Source organism: Micromonospora sp. NPDC023633 (assembly GCF_040640035.1).
Taxonomy (GTDB): Bacteria; Actinomycetota; Actinomycetes; order Mycobacteriales; family Micromonosporaceae; genus Micromonospora.
The window spans coordinates 45831-66861 of record NZ_JBFABB010000026.1 but is presented as its reverse complement, the minus strand read 5'-3'; the positions used below and the strand labels follow the sequence as shown (position 1 = coordinate 66861).

Sequence of the window (21031 nt, the reverse complement as noted above, 5' to 3'; positions counted from 1 at the left end):
CGATCTGGTCGTAGCTGGCCACCACGGTGCCGTTGGCGGCGGCCACGCGGGCGGCCGCCTGGTCGGTCTTGGGGCGGGCGGCGCGCACCCGGGGCGCGGGCATCGCCCGGGCCGTGGCGGGCGGGGCCCGGGAGGCCCTCACCCGGCTGGCCACCTCCATCGCCGCGGCCGAGGAGCACCGCGACGCCGTGGCGCGCGAGCGCGCCGCCCGCGAGGCCGAGCTCCAGGAGGTACGCGGCGCGGCCAAGCGGCTCGGCGCGGAGCTGGAGCGGCTGACCAGCCAGGTGCACCGGGACGAGGTGGCCCGCGCCGAGCAGCGGCTGCGCATCGAGCAGTTGGAGGCGAAGGCCGCCGAGGACTTCGGGCTGGACGTGGAGAGCCTCGTCGCCGAGTACGGTCCGACCCAGCCCGTTCCGCCCACCCAGGCCGACGTGGCGGCGGCCGAACGCGACGGCCTGCCGGTGCCCGAGCCCGTCCGCTACGAGCGGCCGGTGCAGGAGAAGCGGGCCGCCAAGGCGGAACGGGAACTGGCCCTGCTCGGCAAGGTCAACCCGCTGGCCCTGGAGGAGTTCGCCGCGCTGGAGGAGCGCTACAAGTTCCTCTCCGAGCAGCTGGAGGACCTCAAGGCCACCCGCCGCGACCTGCTCACCGTGGTGAAGGACGTCGACGACCGGATCCTGGAGGTCTTCGCCAGCGCGTTCGCCGACACCGCCCGGGAGTTCCAGCAGGTCTTCACCGTGCTCTTCCCCGGCGGCGAGGGACGGTTGGTGCTCACCGACCCGGACGACCTGCTCACCACCGGCGTCGAGGTCGAGGCCCGTCCGCCGGGCAAGAAGATCAAGCGACTGTCGCTGCTCTCCGGCGGCGAGCGTTCGCTGACCGCCGTGGCGATGCTGGTGGCGATCTTCCGGGCCCGGCCCAGCCCGTTCTACATCATGGACGAGGTGGAGGCGGCGCTCGACGACGTCAACCTGGGCCGGCTGATCACGCTGCTGGCACAGTTGCGGGAGAAGAGCCAGCTCATCGTCATCACGCACCAGAAGCGGACGATGGAGGTCGCCGACGCCCTGTACGGCGTGACCATGCGCAACGGGGTGACCCAGGTGATCAGCCAGCGGCTCAACCGGGCCGACGGAGACGAGCGGCGTGGCCGCGGCGAGGAGAACGAGTAGTGGGTCGGGAACGGGCGACGGCGCTCCTGGTGGACTTCGACGGCGTCCTGCGGCGGTGGGACCCGGCGGTGGCCGCCGGGGTGGAGCGGGAGTACGGCCTGTCCGAGGGCGTGCTCACCGAGATCGCCATGCAGTGGGGGCGGCTCCAGCCGGTGCTGACCGGCAGGGTCAGCCACGCCGACTGGATGACCAGCGTGGCCGACGCGCTGGCCGACTCCGTGGGCGGCCCGGAGCGGGCCCGGGCCGCCGTGGAGCAGTGGCAGCGCTACCGGGGCGAGGTGGACCCCGAGGTGCTCGCCTTCGTCCGCGAGGCGCGGGCCGGCGGCATCCGGGTCGGGCTCGGCACGAACGCCACCGACCTGCTCGACGCCGACCTCGCCGCGCTCGGCCTGGTGGGCGAGTTCGACGTGGTGGTCAACTCGTCCAAGATCGGGGTCAACAAGCCGGCGAAGGAGTACTTCCAGGCGGCCTGCGAGGCCCTGGAGACCCCGGCGGCCCGGGTGCTCTTCGTCGACGACGAGGACTGGGCGATCCGGGGCGCCCGCGTCGCCGGCCTGTCGGCGCTGCGCTGGAGCGGCCCGGCCGACCTGCGGTACGCGCGGGCGGCCCTGGCGTACTGACCGGCGCCGTCCCCGCCCCGGCGTGGGCTACTCGCCCGTGACGCCGTCGATGCGTTCGCGGATCAGGTCTGCGTGGCCGTTGTGCCGGGCGTACTCCTCGATCAGGTGCACGTAGACCCACCGCAGGTTGAACGTCCGGCGCTTCGGGCCGACCTCGGTGAAGGTCTCGTCGAGCGACCGGCCGGCGGCGGCGGCGCGGGCGAGCGCGACCTCCCGGTGGAAGGTGGCGAAGTCGGCCTCGGCGTCGGCAGCGCTGACGTCGTGGTCGGCGTCCGGGTTGTCTGGCGTGAAGTAGGGGTAGTCGACCTGCTGGCCGGCGAAGTTCTCCCGGAACCACCAGGCCTCCACCTCGGCCAGGTGCCTCACCAGGCCGAGCAGGGTGAGCCCCGAGGGCTCGACGCTGGGTGTGCGCAACTGTTCCGCGGTCAGTCCGGCGCACTTCATCAGCAGGGTCTGCCGGTGGTATTCCAGCCAGCCTTCCAACATGGTGCGCTCGTCGCCGACATAGGGCTCGGGGGTCCGGGTGATCTCCGGTGCTCGCCAGGTCATGCGGTCATCCTGGGCGGCACCCCCGACATCCCGCGAGCGGTTATCGGGGCGCCACCGGCGGCGCGCGTGCCGGTGGCCTGCCCGGCGCGTGCCGGTGGCGCGTCCGATCCGGGGGGCTCAAAGGCAGGGCGTCAGGCGCTGCCGCATCACCTCGCGCAGGTGGCCGTCGCTGGTGGTGCCCTCGATGGTCACCTCGGCCGTCCGCCCGGCGTGCACGAGCGTGGCGACGGCGTTGCCGAAGTACGGCCCGGCCAGCCGCTTCCAGCGGAAGGGCGGGCGGCGCACCCCGGCGGTGCGGGCCAGCGCCCGGGTGGCCCCGGCCGGCCCGGCCGACCAGCCCAGCCTCATCAGCGGGCGCATCCCGGCGGGGACCTGGTTGTGGATGGGCGAGCAGGTGAGCTGGTGCACCGGGGTGACCACGCCCCGGTCGGCGAACCGCGCCCGCGCCACGTACGAGTGGTGCACGTCGCCGGAGAGCACGCTGATCGACGCCGGTGGCGCGTACGCCGGGCCGGCCCCGATCCGCTCGCCGGGCTCGCCGGGCGTGCCGCTGCCGAGGCGGGCGAAGAGCGCCCCGAGCGCGTCGAACGACCGGTGGAACGCGGCCCAGTGCTCCAGGTCCAGCCCGCGGCGCAGCTTCTCCGCCAGCCGGGCGACCCAGCGCCGCCGGGAGTCGGCCAGCTTCTCGTTCCACGCCTCCACGTGGTGGATGCCCGGCGGGAGCAGCCAGGGCAGGGACGCGCCGACCACAAGGTGGTCGTAGACGCCGTGGGCGCGGTCGAGGAACCACGACCACTCGCCCGGGGGCAGCATCGCCCGCTGGCCGGGTTCCAGCACCCGGCTGCACCGGTTGTCGAGCATGACCAGCCGGGTCCGGCCCAGGTCCAGCGCGTAGCTCCACTGGTACTGCACGGCCCGCCACCGCTCGGTGTCGTGGGCGAGGTCGGCCTCGGTGTCGACCCGCTGGCCGAACTCGCGCAGCACCCCGGTGGCGTCCTCCGCCGCGCTGACCTTGGCGTAGACCGGGTCGGCGGCGATCTCGTCCGGGGAGAGGTTGCCCAGGTGCTGGTAGACCCAGTACGAGGCGAGGCCGCTGGCGATCCGCTCCGCCCACCAGGGCTGGTCGCGCATGTCGTCGCGCCAGGTGGCCGAGGTGTTCCAGTCGTCGATGACCTCGTGGTCGTCGAAGATCATCACGCTCGGGACGGTGGAGAACAGCCAGCGGATCTCCGGGTCCCGCCAGGACTCCAGGTAGAGCTTCGTGTACTCGTCGAAGCTGACCACCTGGTCGCCCGGCGCGCCCTTGGGCCGCTTGCGACGCCGCTTCAGCAGCCGCCGGACCGTGGGGGAGGTCACGTCGGCGTAGACCTGGTCGCCGAGGAGCACCAGCAGGTCGGGCAGGTCGGCCGGCTCCGGGTCGGCCATCAGCCGTCGGGCGTACGCGTCGAGGGCGTCCGGGGGCAGCCGTCGGGTGGTGGCGTGCTGGGTGGTCTCCCGGCAGGAGCCGAAGACCAACCGGACCGGCTGGTCGAGGTCGTCGGCCGCCCGGGTGCGGATCACGCTGGGCGGGAACTTGCTCTTCGGCACCGGCCACGCGACCTCGTCGTCGATCAGCACCTCGTAGCTGGTGGCGCTGTCCGGGGTGAGCCCCTCCACCACGACGAGGGCGTAGTGGTGGTCGTACGCCGAGAAGGTGGGGGCGGTGCCGGCGGCGCCGTCGGCGGTGCGGACGGTGACCACGGCGGGCGCGCTGGTCTCGACCCAGACGGTGGCCCGCGTGCCGACCACCCTGCGTAGCAACGGGCCGATGAGCAGGTGTGCCGCGGGCATGGTCGACCTCCAGATGAGCGGACTTCATCTTTACTACCCGGCCGGCGGTCGCACCACTGCTGGCTGTGACCGAGCCTACCGTCGGCTCTCGCGGGCGCGGTCGGGAGCGGTGGCTGGGACAGCTTCGCCGGCATCTGACAGGATTCCGGCATGACCGAATACCTCCTCATCGCGCTCGCCCTGCTCGGCGTGCTGATCCTTGGCGGCATCGGGCTGGTCGTGCCGCGGCTGCGCCGGCGACCGGAGCCGCCGCTGCCCGAGACGGAGGTCGAGACCCGGGCCGAGGAGGACCTCGCCGGCCCGCCGGTGGAGGCGCCGGAGGCCGAACTGTCCACCGGGATCCTGGTGGAGCCGCCGGTCGTGGAGGCCCCGGCCCCGGTGCTGGAGGTCCCCGAGCCGACCGCCGGGCGGCTGGTCCGGCTGCGCTCGCGGCTGTCGCGCTCGCAGAACGTCTTCGGCAAGAGCCTGCTCGGCCTGCTCAGCCGCGACCACCTCGACGAGGACGCCTGGGAGGAGATCGAGGACAGCCTGATCACCGCCGACGTCGGCATCGACGCCACCCGGGAGATCGTCGACCGGCTGCGCGAGCGCACCCGGGTCCTCGGTACCCGGTCCGCGAACGAGCTGCGCGCCCTGCTCGCCGCCGAGCTGGTCAACGCGCTCGACCCGACCCTGGACCGGTCGCTGCGGACCGCCCCCAAGGCGGGCGTGCCGGCGGTGCTGCTGGTCGTCGGCGTCAACGGCGCGGGCAAGACCACCACCTGCGGCAAGATCGCCCGGGTGCTCGTCGCCGACGGCCGCAGCGTGCTGCTCGGCGCCGCGGACACCTTCCGGGCCGCCGCCGCCGACCAGCTGGAGACCTGGGGCGGGCGGGTCGGCGCGGAGACCGTCCGCGGGCCCGAGGCCGCCGACCCGGCCAGCGTGGCCTTCGACGCCGTCAAGCGGGGCATCGACACCGGCGTGGACACCGTGCTGATCGACACCGCCGGCCGGCTGCAGAACAAGGTCGGCCTGATGGACGAGCTGGGCAAGGTCAAGCGGGTGGTGGAGAAGCACGGCCCGATCGACGAGACGCTGCTGATCCTCGACGCCACCACCGGGCAGAACGGGCTGGAGCAGGCCCGGGTCTTCACCGAGGTGGTCAACGTGACAGGCGTCGTGCTCACCAAGCTCGACGGCACCGCCAAGGGCGGCATCGTGATCTCCGTGCAGCGCAAGCTGGGCATCCCGGTCAAGCTGGTCGGGCTCGGCGAGGGCAAGGACGACCTGGCCCCGTTCGACCCCGCACAGTTCGTCGACGCGCTGCTCGGTACCGAGCCGCTCGCCCGGGACGCGTAACCTCGCAGTGACGACCGACGATCGCGCCTACGCCGGGTGGCGCGACCCCAGCCACCCGTCGCCGCGCCTCGGGAGACCGTACGTGACTTCGCAGGAGATCCCGCTGCACGGCGGGAACGTCAGCACCGTGGTCCGCGTCGGCGACACGGTCCGGCGCAACGCCGGGCCGTGGACGCCCTCCGTGCACGCCCTGCTGCGCCACCTGGAGTACGTCGGGTTCACCGGCGCTCCCCGCGCGCTCGGCATGGACGAGCGCAACCGGGAGGTCCTGTCGTACCTGGAGGGGGAGTGCGGGGAGTACCCGCTGGCCCCGCACTGGGTCACCGACGAGGCGCTGGTGACCGTCGCCACCATGCTCCGGATGTTCCACGACGCCCAGTACGGCTTCGTCCCGCCGCCCGGGGCGGTGTGGCGCTCGTTCGGCCCGCCGCCGCCGGACACCGAGGTCATCTGCCACCACGACGCCGCCCCGCACAACGTGATCTGGCGGCCCGACGGCACCCTCGGGCTGATCGACTTCGACCTCGCCTCGCCCGGCGCCCGGATCTACGACGTGGCGTACGCGGCCTGGACCTGGGTGCCGATCTTCTCCGACCGGGACTCGATCACGCTCGGCTGGAAGCACCCCGACCGGCCGCGCCGGCTGCGCCTCTTCGCCGACGCGTACGGGCTGATCCCCCGGGACCGGCACCGGCTGATCCGGACCATCCGCAAGCGGATCGTGGACCACGTGGAGGGCATCCGCCGGATGGCCGCCGCCGGTGAGCCGGCCTTCGTCCGGATCGTGCACAAGGGGCACCTGCGCCGGCCGATGCGGGACCTGCGGCTGCTCGACTACGAGCGCAACGCCCTGGAGTACGCGCTGCGCTGAGCGGTCCGTGCCGCCGGATGCCGCCCCGCGACGATGGTGAGGTTCTCTTCACACGTCCGAAACAAGCCGTCACCGTCCGGAAATCGACGGGTGACGCTGGGGGAAACAGGGAGCGACCAGGCTTCCGCGCATCCGGCGTACGGGCGACGCTGCCCCGGAAGCCGTGAAGGAGGGAACTTCACCTTTAGGAGGCCAGCGTGCCTGAGGCACCCACGATCGATTCCGGCAACACCGTGTGGTTGCTGGTGTCGACGGCGCTCGTGCTGCTCATGACGCCCGGACTGGCGCTGTTCTACGGCGGCCTGAACCGGGCCAAGGGTGTACTGAACATGATGATGATGAGCTTCTCCGCGATCGGGCTCATCTCCGTTTTGTGGTGGTTCTACGGTTTCAGCATCGCGTTCGGCAGCGATGTCAACGGCCTCTGGGGGGACCCGGGCGCCTATCTCGGCACCAAGACCTTCCTCGCCGAGACCGATCTCTGGGGCGCGACGGCGGAGAACCCGAGCGGCATCGGCGTCCCGCTCTACGTGTTCATGGCCTTCCAGATGATGTTCGCCGTGATCACCGTCGCGCTGATCAGCGGCGCGGTCTCCGACCGGGCGAAGTTCGCCGGCTGGCTGCTGTTCGCGTTCGGCTGGGCGACGCTGGTCTACTTCCCGGTCGCGCACTGGGTGTGGGGCGGCGGCATCATCGGCGCCGACCTGCACGCGCTCGACTTCGCCGGCGGCACCGCGGTGCACATCAACGCCGGCGCGGCGGCCCTGGCCCTGGCGCTGGTGCTGGGCAAGCGGCTCGGTTGGCCCCGGGAGGGCATGAAGCCGCACAACATCCCGCTCGTCGCGCTCGGCGCCGGGCTGCTCTGGTTCGGCTGGTTCGGCTTCAACGCCGGTTCCGAGCTCACCGTCGACTCGGTCGCCGGCCTGGCCTTCGTCAACACGCAGCTCGCCACGGCCGCCGCGGTGCTCGGCTGGATCGTCGTCGAATGGGTCAAGGACAGGAAGCCGACCCTGGTCGGCGCCTCGTCCGGCGCCGTCGCCGGCCTGGTCGCCATCACCCCGGCCTGCGGCTTCGTCGCGCCCTGGGCGGCGGTGCTGCTCGGCCTGGTCGCCGGCGCGGTCTGCGCGCTGGCGATCAGCCTCAAGTACAAGCTCGGCTACGACGACTCGCTCGACGTGGTCGGCGTGCACTTCGTCGGCGGCTGGATCGGCTCGCTCTGGCTCGGCCTCTTCGCCACCAACTCGGTCAACGGGGCGATCACCGACGTGATCGGCGCCTCCGACGGGCTCTTCTACGGCGGCGGGGCGACCCAGCTCGGCCGGCAGGCCCTGGCCGGCCTGATCGTCACCGCCTGGTCCTTCGCGGTGGCCTGGGTGCTCGCCTTCGGGATCGAGAAGACGATCGGCTTCCGCCTGCGGGCCGAGGACGAGGTCGGCGGCATCGACATCGCCGAGCACGCCGAGAGCGGCTACGACCTGTCGCCGGCCGCCGGTAGCGGCGGGGGCAGCGCGTTCGCCATGGCCGGGCTGACCGGCGCCAGGCCGGCGCCGGAGCCGGCGGCCGCGCCTGCCGCGCCGGCCGAGCCGGCCGCCGAGAAGGTCGCCGGTTAACGTTCCTGGGATGGAGGGGTTGGACATGAAGCTGGTGACCGCGGTCATCAAGCCGTACCAACTGGACGCGGTGAAGGAGGCCCTGCACGCCCTCGGCGTGGCCGGCCTGACCGTCAGCGAGGTCCAGGGCTACGGGCGGCAGAAGGGGCACACCGAGGTCTACCGGGGTGCCGAGTACACGGTCGAGTTCCTGCCCAAGATCCGGGTGGAGGTGCTCACCGACGAGATCGACGTCGACAAGATCGTCGACGCCGTCGTCGGCGCCGCCCGGACCGGCAAGATCGGCGACGGGAAGGTCTGGGTGACCGCGGTCGAGGAGGTCGTCCGGGTCCGCACCGGCGAGCGCGGCCTCGACGCGCTCTGACACCGCCATGACCTCGTCGACCGGGAGGGACGCGTCGGGACACACCGGCAACGGTGCCGCGCAGCTCCCGGTCGACGAGGTCGTCGGCGGCGTCGGGGAGGCGGCGCGGGCGGCGCGGGCCGACGCGTACGACCGGTGGTTGCGCGAGCTGCTGCCGCGGCGGCCCGGGGTGGCGCTGGTCGCCGTCGGCGGGCTGGGCCGCCGGCAGTGCGCGCCGCACGGCGACCTCGACCTCGTCCTGCTGCACGCCGGGGTGCCCGGCGTGGACGAGCTGGCCGCCTCCGTCTGGTACCCGGTCTGGGACGCCGGCCTGCGGCTGGACCACTCCGTCCGGACCGTCGCCGAGGCGCTCTCCGTCGCCCAGGACGACGTGAAGGTGGCCCTCGGGCTGCTCGACGCGCGGCTGGTCGCCGGGGACGCCGCGCTCGCGGAGACACTCGTGCGCACCGCCGCCGACCACTGGCGGCGTACGGCCGTGCGGCAGCTCCCGGCGCTCCGCGAGCTCACCGCCGCCCGCTGGGCGGCCCACGGCGAGCTGGCGTTCCTGCTGGAGGGCGACCTGAAGGAGGCAGCCGGCGGGCTGCGCGACGTGGGCATCCTGCGGGCCATCGCCACCGCCGGGATCACCGACGCGCTGCGCCCCGCCGTCCGCGCCGCGCACCTGCGGCTGCTGGACACCCGGGACGCGCTGCACCGGCAGGTCGGCCGCCGGGTCGACCGGCTGGTCGCCGAGGAGCGCGACGGGGTCGCCGCGCTGCTCGGGCTGCGGCAGTCCCCGCCGGGCGCGTCCGACCCGGCCCAGCCTCGGCAGCTCCCGCCGGGCGCGTCCGTCGCCCCGCCGCCTCGGCAGCTCCCGTCCGGCGCGTCCGAGGCGTCGCAGCGGGCCGAACTCGTCGGCGACGGTGACGCGCTGCTGCGCCGGGTCGCCGGGGACGCCCGGACCGTCAGCCACGCCCTCGACGACGCCTTCCGCGCCGCCGACCGGCTCCGCGCGGGCCGCCGCCGGGGCGCCGACGGGCGTCCGCTGCGCCGACCGGTCGCCCGGGACGTCGTCGAGCACGACGGCGAGCTGGTGCTGGCCCGCACCGCGATCGGGGCCCGGCCCGACCCGAGCCTGTCGCTGCGGGTCGCCGCCGCCGCGGCCGTCACCCGGCTGCCGATCGCCCGGGCCACCTGCGAGTGGCTGGCCGCGTACTGCCCGCCGCTGCCGGCGCCGTGGCCGGCCGAGGCCCGGGCCGCGCTGATCACCCTGCTCGGCGCCGGCCCCGGCCTGGTGCCGGCCTGGGAGACCTGCGACCGGTACGGGCTGATCGAGGGCTGGCTGCCCGAGTGGACCCGGCTGCGCAGCCTCCCGCAGCACAACCCGGTGCACCGGTTCACCCTCGACCGGCACCTCGTGCAGACCGCGTACGAGGCCAGCCGGCACAGCCGCGAGGTGGACCGCCCCGACCTGCTGCTGCTCGGCGGCCTCCTGCACGACATCGGCAAGGGCCTACGGGGGGACCACAGCACCGTCGGGGCGCCGCTGGCCGAGGCGGTGGCCGCCCGGATCGGCCTGCCCGGGCCGGAGGTGGCGCTGATCGGCACGCTGGTCCGGCTGCACCTGCTCCTGCCCGACGTGGCCACCCGGCGGGACCTCGCCGACCCGGTCACCATCGCCGGGGTGGCCGAGCGGGTCGGCGACCCGGGCACGCTGTACCTGCTGCACGCCCTGGTCCGCGCCGACGCCGCCGCCACCGGGCCGGGCGCCTGGTCGGACTGGAAGGGCCGGTTGGTCGCCGAGCTGGTCGCCCGGGTGCGTACCGCGCTGGACACGGGCGCGCTGCCCGCCCCGCCCGACCCCGACCCGGCCCTGCTGGCGGGCCCCCTGCCGGTCGTACACCTGACGGGGGACCGGGTCGCGGTGGCCGCGGCGGACCGGCGCGGCCTGCTCGCGACGGTGGCCGGCTGCCTGGCGCTGCACCGGCTGGAGGTGCTCTCCGCCGACGCCTCCACCGTCGACGGCCGGGCCCTGGTGGAGTGCCGGGTGCAGCCCCGGTACGGGCTCGCGCCCGACCCGATCGCGCTCGGCGCCGACCTGCGGCGCGCGGTGAACGGCGACGTCTCGGTCACCCAGCGGCTGCGCGGCCGGGCCCTGGCGGCGCGGGCCGGGGGTGCCGCGCCGCGGGTGGTCTGGCACCGCGAGGCGGCCACCGACGCCGTGCTGCTGGAGCTGCGCGCCGCCGACGCGGCGGGCCTGCTCTACCGGGTCACCTGCGCCCTCGACGAGGCCGGCGCCCAGGTGCGCGCGGCCCGCATCTCCACCCTCGGCGGGGACGTGGTCGACGCCTTCTACCTCGTCGGCGGCTGGCCGGGCGAGGCGACCCGGGCCCGGCTGGAGGCCGCGGTGCTGGCCGCGGTGTGAGCAAGCGGCCCGCCGACGCCGCCCCGGCTGTGCCCGGCCCGGAGCGGCGGTGCGGCCGGCCGGCTACCCTAGCGGTGGCCGGACACCTCGCCCGGCCGTCGATCTGCCCGCCGGAACACTGACAAACGGGATGTTCGCGTGTTTGACACCTTGAGTGACCGCCTGTCCGGGATCTTCACCAAGCTCCGCGGCAAGGGTCGGCTCACCGACGCCGACATCGACGCCACCGCGCGCGAGATCCGCCTCGCGCTGCTGGAGGCGGACGTCGCGCTGCCGGTGGTCAAGGGCTTCATCGCCAACGTCAAGGAGCGCTCGCGCGGCGCCGAGGTCTCCCAGGCGCTCAATCCGGCGCAGCAGATCATCAAGATCGTCAACGAGGAGCTGATCAACGTCCTCGGCGGCGAGGGGCGGCGACTCCAGTTCGCCAAGCAGCCGCCGACGGTGATCATGCTCGCCGGCCTCCAGGGTTCCGGTAAGACCACCCTCGCCGGCAAGCTGGCCCGCTGGCTCAAGGCCCAGGGCCACCAGCCGCTGCTGGTCGCCGCCGACCTCCAGCGCCCCAACGCCGTCGGGCAGCTCCAGGTGCTCGGTGGCCGCGCCGGCGTCGAGGTGTACGCCCCCGAGCCCGGCAACGGCACCGGCGACCCCGTGCAGGTGGCCCGGGCCTCGATCGAGCACGCGAAGCGGGCCGCCCGGGACATCGTCATCGTCGACACCGCCGGCCGGCTCGGCATCGACGCCGAGATGATGCAGCAGGCCGCCGACATCCGCGACGCGGTCGACCCCGACGAGGTCATCTTCGTCATCGACGCCATGGTCGGACAGGACGCGGTGCGCACCGCCGAGGCGTTCCGCGACGGCGTGGGCATCACCGGCGTGGTCCTCTCCAAGCTCGACGGCGACGCCCGCGGTGGCGCCGCGCTGTCGGTCCGGGAGGTCACCGGCCAGCCGATCCTCTTCGCCTCCACCGGCGAGAAGCTGGAGGACTTCGACGTCTTCCACCCCGACCGGATGGCCAGCCGGATCCTCGGCATGGGCGACGTCCTCACTCTGATCGAGCAGGCCGAGCAGGCCTTCGACACCGATCAGAAGGAGAAGATGACCGCCAAGCTGATGGGCGGCGAGCAGTTCACCCTGGAGGACTTCCTCGACCAGCTCATCGCGGTCCGGCGGATGGGCCCGATCGCCAACGTGCTGGCCATGATGCCGGGCATGGGGCAGATGAAGGACCAGCTCGCCGAGCTGGACGACAAGCACTTCGACCGGGTCACCGCGATCATCCGGTCGATGACGCCCGCCGAGCGCACCAACCCGAAGATCATCAACGGCTCCCGCCGGGCCCGCATCGCCAACGGCTCCGGGGTCGCCGTGATGGACGTCAACCAGCTGCTCAACCGCTTCGCCGACGCGCAGAAGATGATGAAGCAGATGGGCGGCATGATGGGCCTGCCCGGCGGCGGCCGGCGCAAGGCGACCAAGTCGCCGAAGAACAAGCGCAAGGGCACCAAGGGCGGCAACCGGCCGCGCGCCGGGGCGGGCGCCGGGATGCCGGGCGGCTTCCCGGGCGGCATGCCGCAGCTCCCGCCGGGCATGGACCCGAACGACCTGGCCGCCGGCCAGGGCCTGCCGCCGGGCTTCAAGCTGCCGAAGATCGACTTCAACAAGCTCGGCAAGGGCGGCGACGGCCGGACCCGCTGAGGCGTGTCGTTGGCGGTGGGTGACGTGATCCTTGCCTAGGGTGATGTCGCCCCTGGAAGGAGGAGTCATGACCGTGGCACCCATCCTGCCCGAGCGGTCGGAGTGGACGGTTGACGACCTCGGTGACCTGCCGAAGGACCTTCCGTACGAATTGGTCGACGGAAGGTTGATCGTGCCGTCCCCCACCGCCGTGCATCAGGACCTCTGCGTGCGACTGCTGCTCGCCCTCGAGGTCGACTGCCCCGCCGAGTACCTGGTCAGCATCGACCTGTCGATGCGCATCGACCGCCGCAACGAGCCGCGTCCCGACGTGGTCGCCATCCGTCGCGAGCACGCCGACCGGTCGCCCGTGCCCGTCCAGGACGCCCTGCTGGCCGTCGAGGTCCTCTCGCCGACCTCCACGTTCCGCGACCTCTACGACAAGGCGAAGGTCTACGCGCACGCCGGGGTGCGGACGTACTGGGTGGTCGACCCGCTGCACGAGCGGATGACCCTGACGGAGTACACGCTCGGCCCCACCGGCGAGTACGAGGTGGTGACGCACACCGAGGACCTCTTCGTCACCGAGCGGCCGTGGAAGGTCTCCGTCGACCTGCCCGCGCTGACGACGCGACGGGCCGGGCTGCTCGCGGGCGACGGGGACTGACACCGCCGACGGGTCCACACGGGTGGGGCCCGGCCGTCACCGGCCGGGCCCCGCTTCTCGTGCGACCGGTCAGGACGGCAGGTCCGGCCGGTCGGTGACCCGCAGCGCGTTCACGATCGGCAACCCGTAGCCCTTGTGCGTCACGAACCGCACGTTGAGCTGGCCGTCCGTCACCCGCACCGTGTAGGTCCGGTTCAGCGCGGCGTAGCTGCCCACCTCACCGGCCACGTCCAGCGACGGCAGCACCTCCTGGCCCTCGAGCAGCACGTCGAAGACCCGCTTGTCCGGGTACTGCGGCTTCACCTCGGCGAAGTCCAGCTCCACCGTGTAGTGGCCGTCCGCGAGGCCGTCGACGCGGTACTCGTACATCCCCTCCCGCTGGTCCGCGAAGCGGGCCGGGTCGTTGGTGCCGGTGATCGGGGTGCTGGTCGTCCGTCGGCTGGAGGTGCCGAGGTAGCCGGCGCCGCCGGCGGTCCAGGCCCGGTCCGGCGACCAGGTCTGGCCCTCGACGTCGGCCCGGGGCGACGTCGCGCCGGCGTTGATCGCCACGGCGTGGCGCGGCACCACCAGGGTGACCGGAACGACGAGGACGGGCTGCCGTCCGCTGGCCGAGGCGATCCGCAGCTTGGCCCGGTGGTGGCTGCCGGGGGCCAGGCCGGCGGTGCTGGTCGCCACGCCGACGGTGTGCCGGCCGCCGCTGGCCAGGGTGCCGGTGGCGCCGGTGAGGCCGAGCCAGCCGACGTCCTGCGGCGCGCCGTCCTCGTTCAGTTCGGTGACCGTGACGTCGGTGCCGAGCGCCCCCGTGTTGCTCAGGGTGAGCTGCCCGCCCCGGGTCTGGTCGGCCGGGGCGACGACGGTCAGCTCGCCCGTCGGGGTGCCGACCCGCGCGGTGCGCAGCGCCGCCGAACGGACCTCGGCCCCGCCGGCCGGCAACGCCACCGAGCCCGACGCCGCCTCGTAGTGCTCCTTGCCGATGGCGAACCCGACCGCGCCGGCCGGCGCCTGGATCAGGTACGTGCCGTCGGCCTCGGTGGTCTCCGTGGCCGTCGCGTCGCCCACCCGGGCGCTCACGGTGGCCCCGGCGACCGGCCGCCCGTCGTTGGCGTCGGTGACCACGCCGGAGAGCACCCCGGTGCGGGTGCTGCGGAACGCGATCGCCGTGCCGTCGGCGACCGCCTGGGCGTTGTACGAGTACTCGAAGCCGACGCTGCCGTCGGCGTTCTCCAGGCCGATCGTCGCGCCGGTGCCGGTCTCCGCGCCGGTGCCGTCGACGTCGGCGTACCGGTAGGTGATCGAGCCGTCCTCGCCGATGGCGGCGCTGAAGGTCAGTCGCATCGACCGGTCGGCGAAGATCGACACGTTGCGCCACTCCACGACGAAGGTGCGGTGCGGCTTGGCGCCGGTGACGGCGGTGTAGACGCCCGAGTCGGCCTCCACGTAGAGGTCGTCCCAGAACGGGAAGAGCGCCAGGTCGGGGTTGGTGGCGTTGGGCAGGGCGGTGTTCAGGCGGCTGGTCGACGCGACGTCGAAGCCGAGCACGCCGTTGGTGCTCACCCACGCCTGCCGGTAGGACCTGCCGTAGAGCGGGACCCGGAAGGGCAGCGTGACGGGCACGCTGCGGTCGTCACCGGTCAGCGCCAGCAGCTCCGTGCCGGCGACGAAGGAGCCGCCGGCGGGGCCGCAGGCGTATCCGAAGGCGTCGACCCGGTCGGGCAGGGTGACGTCCAGGACGGTGTCCGCGCCGACCTGGGCCGGCCTGGTCACCACGTCCGAGCAGCGGTACGCGTGCCCGAAGCGGACGTCGTACGTGCCGTGCGGCACCGTCACCGAGTAGTGGCCCTGGGCGTCGGCGGTGACGGCGAGCGGGGTGCCCAGGACGGTTACGGTGGCACCGCCGGCCGGGCCGGTCGAGGTGCGCACCGTGCCGCTCAGCGTGGCCGACGGGGCCTGCGCGACGACGACGTCCGCCTCGACCGTCTGGTTCTCGGTGACCGTCACCGAGGTGGTCGCCGTGACGTAGCCGAACTTGCTCACCGAGACCGTGTAGCTGCCGACCATCAGCCGGTCGAGCCCGTACGAGCCGTCGGCGGCGGTGGTGGTGGCGCGCGTCATCGGGCCGCTGACCCGCACGTCCGCACCGGCCAGCGGGGCGCCGCCGGAGGTGACCTGACCGCCCAGCGCGCCGAGGGCGCCCCGGGGGGTGGCGTCGACCGCGGCGTACGCGTCGAGCCGTCCCTCGCCGAAGACGTTGTTGTCGTCGACGGTGCCGCCGCAGGTGAGCGCGTTGACGTCGACCGCGGTGTCGTCGAGGATGCGCTTGGTCTCGGCGACGTCACCCTGGATGGCCGGCGAGGCCGACCACATCAGCGCCACGGTCGCCGCGGTGTGCGGGGAGGCCATCGACGTGCCGCTGAACGCCGCGTAGCCGCCCGGCACCGAGGAGCGGACGTTGGCGCCCGGCGCGGCGATGTTCGGCTTGATGTCGCCGTTCTCGCCGGTGCCCCGGCTGGAGAAGCTGGCGATCGCGTTGTTCACGTCGAACGCGCCGGAGCTGTAGCTGATCGTGTACGACCCGGGGCTGCCGGAGGTGTTGCAGCTCGGGCCGCTGTTGCCGTTGGAGAAGGCCGGGAAGATGCCGGCGGCCACCCACGACGAGACGATCTCGGTGTACCACGGGTCGTAGGCGCTGGAGCCCCAGGAGTTGTTGACCACGTCCGGGGCGAGGTCGGGGCGCGGGTTCGCGCCGCCGAGGTCGGTGGGGGCCACGATCCACTGGCCGGAGGCGAGCAGCGACGCCCGCGAGCAGCCGCTGGTCTCGCAGCCCTTGGCGGCGATCCAGCGCGCGCCCGGGGCCACGCCGACGACGTTCGCGCCGTCCGCGCCGACCATCGTGCCCATGGTGTGCGTGCCGTGGTCGTTGTTGTCGCACGGCGCGGCGGTGGGGCAGACCTGGGCCGGGTCGAACCAGTTGTAGTTGTGGTCGAGGGTGCCGTCGCCGCTGCGACCCCGGTAGCTGGCGGCCACGGCGGGGTGGGTGACGTCGACGCCGCTGTCGATGTTGGCGACCACGATGCCCTCGCCGCGTACGCCCAGCTCGTTCCAGACCCGCGGCGCGTTGATCCGGTCGATGTTCCACTCGGTGGCGTTGGTGGTGGGCAGGGTCTCGCCGGGCAGCGGCTTCGGGATCTCGACCGGGTCGTCGGCGAGGATCTCGGAGACGTCGGAGCGTACGGCGAGGTCGCCGAGCAGTTCGGCGTCGCCGGTCACCTTGATGGCGTTGACCAGCCAGAAGGGGGTGAACTCCGCGCCCTCGCGGGTCAGCATGGCGCGCAGGCCCGCCTGGCTGCGCTCGGCGTGGGCGGTCTTGGTGCGGTGGACGTGGGCGGCCTTCTCCGTCTTGCCGCGGAGCCTGGCCGCGCCGGACAGGTCGGCCTTGCTGTCCAGGAAGACCCAGTAGCTGGCCTTGCCCTGGCTGGCGAGCCGGGTGGTGACCTTCTTGTCGACCTTCGCGGCCACCGCCCTGGCCTCTGCCTGGGCGGGGTCCGGTGCGGCGGCGGCCGGAGCGCCGGCGCCGATCGGGAGGGTGAGGCCGACCGCCAGGCCGACCACTGCCATTCGCCATCGTCGTGGTGACACGTCCCGACGCTCCTTTTTGGGTGAGGCGACACCTGTGCGCGCCCGCTGTGCGGGCGCTTGCGGAGCATCCTGGCGATGGAGAATCCCTTCATCAAGACATGCGTAAATAAAGAAATCTGTCAATCAACCGTTCGTGCCGCCCTGTGTTCGCCAGGCTACGCACCGGAGTCGCGGCGCGCCGCCCTGGCTGGCTCCGGCCGGCGCCGACCGGGAAGAATGGCGGGCGGACCGCCCTTTCGCGCGCAGACGGAGGACGCATGGCCTGGCACGTACGCGGTGTGGTGCTGCCCGACGACGAGGTCCGTGACCTGTGGCTGGTCGGCGACCGGGTGACCTTCACCCCGGTCCCCGGCGCGGAGACCATCGCCGACGGCGGCTTCGTGCTGCCCGGGCTGATCGACGCGCACTGCCACATCGGCATCGCCCGGGGCGGCGCCCCGATCACCTCGCTCGACCAGGCCCGCGAGCTGGCCCGCACCGACCGGGACGCCGGGGTCCTCGCGATCCGGGACGCCGGCTCGCCGTACCCGTACCCGGAGCTCGACGACGAGCCCGATCTGCCGCGGCTGGCCCGCGCCGGCCGGCACGTCGCGCCGCCGAAGCGCTACCTGCGCGACATCGGCGTCGAGGTCGGCGCGGCGGAGGTGGCCGCCACGGTGGCCGCGCAGGCGCGCGCCGGCAACGGCTGGGTGAAGCTGGTCGGCGACTGGATCGACCGGGGTGTCGGCGACCTCGCCCCGGCCTGGGACGCCGACACCATGGCCGCCGCCGTCCGGGCCGCGCACGCCGCCGGGGTGCGCGCCGCCGTGCACACCTTCTCCGAGTCCGCCGTCGAGATCATGGTGCGCGCCGGGGTGGACTCGGTGGAGCACGGCACGGGCCTCAGCCTGGACCTGGTCGACGAGATGGCCCGGCGGGGCACCGCCCTCGTCCCCACGATGATCAACATTCGGACCTTCGGCGGGATCGCCGAGCAGGCGCGCGCCAAGTTCCCCGGTTACGCCGAGCACATGCTCGCCCTGCGTGACCGCTTCCCCGAGGTGGTGCGTTCGGCGTACGAGGCCGGGGTGCCGATCTACGTGGGCACGGACGCGGGCGGCGGCATCGACCACGGCCTCGCGGCGGAGGAGATGCTGCTGCTGCACGAGCAGGCCGGCATGTCCACCACCGACGTGCTCGCCGCCGCGTCCTGGCGGGCCCGCGAGTGGCTCGGCTTCCCCGGACTGGTCGAGGGCGGCCTGGCGGACCTCGTCGTCTATCCCGAGGACCCGCGCGCCGACCTGCGCGCCGTGCGCAGCCCCGCCCGCATCGTGCTGCGCGGTCGCGTCGTCCGCTGACCCGCCGCGCCCCGGTCGGGCCCGGTGGCGCTCCCGGCCGCCGGGCGCCGCCGCCCGGCGGCGCCCGGTCAGTCGGAGTAGGTGCCCTGGGTGACCGCGTGCAGGAGCAGGTACACCGCCAGGTCGGCGAGGGCGGCGGCGGTCTGTGCGACGGGGGCGCCGGGCAGGACGATGTGGCTGATCACCAACCGGACGACCGAGTCCGTCGCGAAGGCGACCGCGGCCCGGTCGGCGCCGGGCAGCACGCCGTCGGCCCACTCGAGCAGCACCTCGGTGGCCTCGGTCAGCACCAGCTCCGACCGGGTGGTGAGGTAGGGCAGCAGATCGTCCGAGCCGCCCCGGGAACTGGTCAGGACGGCCTTGATCAACGGATCGCCGGCGGCCTGGCTGAGGGTGTGCGAGATGGTGGCGTGCGCGGCGGCCCGGACGTCGTCGCCGTGTGCGTGCAGGAGGGCGCGCACGTCGCCGACGAACCGGTCGACCTCGCGCCGGGCGAGCGCCTCGGCCAGCCCCGCCTTGGTGCCGAACTCGTTGTAGACCGTCTGCCGGCTGACCCCCGCCGCGCGCGCGACAGCGCCCATCCGGACGCCGTCCCAGCCGGTCGCGATGGTCAACGCCCGGGCGGCCTCGACGATCGCCTCCCGTGAACGGGTGCCGTCCCTCACCTCACCCATGGTGGTCGCATCCTACGGCCCGCCACACCGGTCGGCACGGCGGACACCGGCGACGTCGCGCCCGATGGCGTCGTCCCTTCGGCCGGCGCATAGGATGTGCGGTCATGGCACGCGTGCTCACTCCCCGTGCGGAGGACTTTCCCCGCTGGTACCAGGACCTGATCGCCAAGGCGAAGCTGGCCGACAACGGCCCGGTCCGGGGGACCATGGTCATCCGACCGGCCGGCTACGCCATCTGGGAACGGATGCAGGCCGAGATGGACGCCCGGATCAAGGCGGCGGGCGCGGAGAATGCGTACTTCCCGCTCTTCATCCCGGAGAGCTACCTCAAGCGCGAGGCGGAGCACGTCGAGGGCTTCTCGCCGGAGCTCGCCGTGGTCACCCACGGCGGCGGCAAGCAGCTCGCCGAGCCGGTGGTGGTGCGCCCCACCAGCGAGACCGTCATCGGCGAGTTCATGGCCAAGTGGATCGACTCGTACCGGGACCTGCCGCTGCTGCTCAACCAGTGGGCCAACGTGGTCCGCTGGGAGCTGCGCCCCCGGATCTTCCTGCGCACCAGCGAGTTCCTCTGGCAGGAGGGGCACACCGCCCACGCGACCCGCTCCGACGCCCGCGCCTACGCCCGCCGGATCCTGCACGAGGCGTACGAGGACCTGATGGTCAACGTGCTCGGCATCCCGGTGGTCGTGGGCCTGAAGACGGCCCGCGAGCGCTTCGCCGGCGCCACCGCCACCTACACCTGCGAAGGCATGATGGGTGACGGCAAGGCCCTTCAGCTCGGCACCAGCCACGAGCTGGGGCAGAACTTCGCCAAGGCCTTCGACATCAGCTACTCGTCGGCCGAGGGCGGCCGGGAGCACGCCTGGACGACCTCCTGGGGCACCTCTACGCGGATGCTCGGCGGCCTGATCATGTGCCACGGCGACGACAACGGCCTGCGCGTGCCGCCGAAGCTGGCGCCGGTGCAGGCGTACGTCATGGTGGTCAAGGACGGCGAGGGCGTCGGTGAGGCGGCGGCCAAGCTGCGCGACGCGCTGCGCGACGCCGGCGTCCGGGTCGCGCTCGACGACCGCACGGACACCCCGTTCGGCCGCCGGGCCGTCGACGCCGAGCTGCGGGGCTATCCGGTACGCGTCGAGGTCGGCCCCCGCGACCTGGCCGCCGGCAACGCGGTCGTGGTGCGGCGTACGGACGGCTCGAAGTCCCCGACGCCGGTGGCCGACGTGGTGACCGCCGTGCTGGCCGCCCTCGACGCCGACCAGCGGGCCCTGCACGACCAGGCGCTGGCCCACCGCAAGTCCCGCACGGTCGAGGTGTCGACCCTTGCCGAGGCGATCGAGGCGGCGGCCACCGGCTGGGCCATGGTGCCGTGGTCGGCGGTCGGCGTCCAGGGCGAGGCGGAGGCGAACGGCCAGGGCGTCACCGTGCGCTGCCTGCTGCGCGCCGACGGCTCGGTGCCCGACTCCGAGGACGAGCCCGACCTGGTCGCCATCCTGGCCCGCGCCTACTGAACCGGTCCGGGAAGGGTCCCCTCCTGCCGCCCGAGGCGGCGGAGGGGACCCTTCCGCGTACCCGGGGCGCGCGGCGGCGGCAGGTGGACCGGGCCGGCGCCGGTAGGGTCGGGGCGTGAGATTCGAACCTGGGCGACTGATCGTGCACCGCAACGTACGCCGGGGCCGGATCGCCTGGGTGCGCACCGCGCGGGTGGTCAGCGACGACGCCCGGGGCCTGCTGCTCTGGGTGGCCCGCAACTCCCCGGTCGCCAGCGAGGTCACCGCGGCCGGGCTGGGCATGCGGGCGGTGCCGTTCACCGAGTGGATCTCCTCGTCGTACCGCCTGGCCCCCGGCCGGTGGAACGGCCCGTCCGTGCTGAAGTTCCTGCCCACCGGGGCCGCCCACTCGGTGTGGTGGTTCCGCGACGCGCACGACCGCTTCGCCAACTGGTACGTCAACCTGGAGGAGTCCGGGGTGCGCTGGGACGACGGCGCGCTCGCCGGCGTCGACATGGTGGACCAGGACCTCGACGTGGTCGTCCGCCCGGACCTCCGCTGGGAGTGGAAGGACGAGGATGAGTTCGTCGAGCGGCTGGCCTTCCCCGACCACTACTGGGTGGCCGACCCGGACGCGGTCCGCACCGAGGGGAAGCGGGTGATCGCGCTGGCCGAGGCGGGGGAGTTCCCGTTCGACGGCACCTGGTGCGACTTCACCCCGCCGCCCGACTGGGTCATTCCCGACGAGTTGCCGCCCGGCTGGGACCGCCCCCCGGCGCGCTGATCCCGCGC

General features: G+C 73.7%; 15 protein-coding genes and 1 pseudogene. 12 read left to right on the top strand and 4 right to left on the bottom strand.

Features of this window, described 5'->3' with window-relative positions:
- Positions 1–74 precede the first annotated feature (74 nt).
- A pseudogene (locus AB0G13_RS11175) lies at positions 75–1172 on the top strand (AAA family ATPase); the annotation flags it as partial.
- On the top strand, positions 1172–1792 hold the full coding sequence (locus AB0G13_RS11170) for an HAD-IA family hydrolase (protein ID WP_357872178.1): 621 nt from the start codon (positions 1172–1174) through the stop codon (positions 1790–1792). The pseudogene AB0G13_RS11175 and the gene AB0G13_RS11170, both read left to right, overlap by 1 nt.
- Before the next feature lie 27 nt (positions 1793–1819).
- Here AB0G13_RS11170 and AB0G13_RS11165 read toward each other — a convergent pair whose 3' ends face one another.
- Both AB0G13_RS11165 and AB0G13_RS11160 read right to left on the bottom strand, forming a co-directional pair.
- Positions 1820–2341: a DinB family protein gene (locus AB0G13_RS11165; RefSeq protein WP_357872174.1), complete on the bottom strand. Its 522-nt coding sequence runs from the start codon at positions 2339–2341 to the stop codon at positions 1820–1822.
- Between the two features lie 117 nt (positions 2342–2458).
- On the bottom strand, positions 2459–4171 hold the full coding sequence (locus AB0G13_RS11160; RefSeq protein WP_357872171.1) for an alkaline phosphatase D family protein: 1713 nt from the start codon (positions 4169–4171) through the stop codon (positions 2459–2461).
- Positions 4172–4321: 150 nt separating this feature from the next.
- Between AB0G13_RS11160 and ftsY the strand changes: the two genes are divergently transcribed.
- The 7 genes from ftsY (at position 4322) to AB0G13_RS11125 (ending at position 13102) form a co-directional block, all read left to right on the top strand.
- Positions 4322–5509, top strand: coding sequence for a signal recognition particle-docking protein FtsY (gene ftsY, locus AB0G13_RS11155; protein WP_357872168.1), 1188 nt, complete (start codon positions 4322–4324; stop codon positions 5507–5509).
- 7 nt (positions 5510–5516) lie between these two features.
- Positions 5517–6380, top strand: coding sequence for an aminoglycoside phosphotransferase family protein (locus tag AB0G13_RS11150; protein ID WP_172896564.1), 864 nt, complete (start codon positions 5517–5519; stop codon positions 6378–6380).
- Positions 6381–6577: 197 nt separating this feature from the next.
- Positions 6578–7990, top strand: coding sequence for an ammonium transporter (locus AB0G13_RS11145; RefSeq protein ID WP_357872165.1), 1413 nt, complete (start codon positions 6578–6580; stop codon positions 7988–7990).
- A gap of 25 nt (positions 7991–8015) precedes the next feature.
- Positions 8016–8354 carry a P-II family nitrogen regulator gene (locus AB0G13_RS11140; protein ID WP_176733926.1) on the top strand — a complete coding sequence of 113 codons (339 nt, stop codon included), beginning with the start codon at positions 8016–8018 and terminating at the stop codon, positions 8352–8354.
- Between the two features lie 7 nt (positions 8355–8361).
- Positions 8362–10758, top strand: a complete 2397-nt coding sequence (locus AB0G13_RS11135) for a [protein-PII] uridylyltransferase (RefSeq protein WP_357872162.1) — start codon at positions 8362–8364, stop codon at positions 10756–10758.
- 138 nt (positions 10759–10896) lie between these two features.
- The gene (gene ffh, locus AB0G13_RS11130) at positions 10897–12456 is read left to right on the top strand and encodes a signal recognition particle protein (protein ID WP_357872160.1); all 1560 of its coding nucleotides are present in this window, start codon (positions 10897–10899) and stop codon (positions 12454–12456) included.
- A gap of 67 nt (positions 12457–12523) precedes the next feature.
- The gene (locus AB0G13_RS11125; protein WP_357872157.1) at positions 12524–13102 is read left to right on the top strand and encodes a Uma2 family endonuclease; all 579 of its coding nucleotides are present in this window, start codon (positions 12524–12526) and stop codon (positions 13100–13102) included.
- Positions 13103–13171: 69 nt separating this feature from the next.
- Here AB0G13_RS11125 and AB0G13_RS11120 read toward each other — a convergent pair whose 3' ends face one another.
- On the bottom strand, positions 13172–16717 hold the full coding sequence (locus AB0G13_RS11120; protein WP_357872154.1) for a S8 family serine peptidase: 3546 nt from the start codon (positions 16715–16717) through the stop codon (positions 13172–13174).
- Between the two features lie 278 nt (positions 16718–16995).
- Between AB0G13_RS11120 and AB0G13_RS11115 the strand changes: the two genes are divergently transcribed.
- On the top strand, positions 16996–18075 hold the full coding sequence (locus AB0G13_RS11115) for an amidohydrolase family protein (RefSeq protein WP_357872151.1): 1080 nt from the start codon (positions 16996–16998) through the stop codon (positions 18073–18075).
- 68 nt (positions 18076–18143) lie between these two features.
- On the opposite strand, the gene AB0G13_RS11110 is transcribed toward AB0G13_RS11115, so the two are convergent.
- Positions 18144–18749 carry a TetR family transcriptional regulator gene (locus AB0G13_RS11110; RefSeq protein ID WP_357872148.1) on the bottom strand — a complete coding sequence of 202 codons (606 nt, stop codon included), beginning with the start codon at positions 18747–18749 and terminating at the stop codon, positions 18144–18146.
- A 104-nt stretch (positions 18750–18853) separates the two neighbouring features.
- Here AB0G13_RS11110 and proS point away from each other — a divergent pair, with 104 nt between their 5' ends.
- On the top strand, positions 18854–20260 hold the full coding sequence (gene proS, locus AB0G13_RS11105; RefSeq protein ID WP_357872145.1) for a proline--tRNA ligase: 1407 nt from the start codon (positions 18854–18856) through the stop codon (positions 20258–20260).
- A gap of 115 nt (positions 20261–20375) precedes the next feature.
- Positions 20376–21023, top strand: coding sequence for a DUF402 domain-containing protein (locus tag AB0G13_RS11100; RefSeq protein ID WP_357872142.1), 648 nt, complete (start codon positions 20376–20378; stop codon positions 21021–21023).
- The last annotated feature ends 8 nt before the right edge of the window (positions 21024–21031 follow it).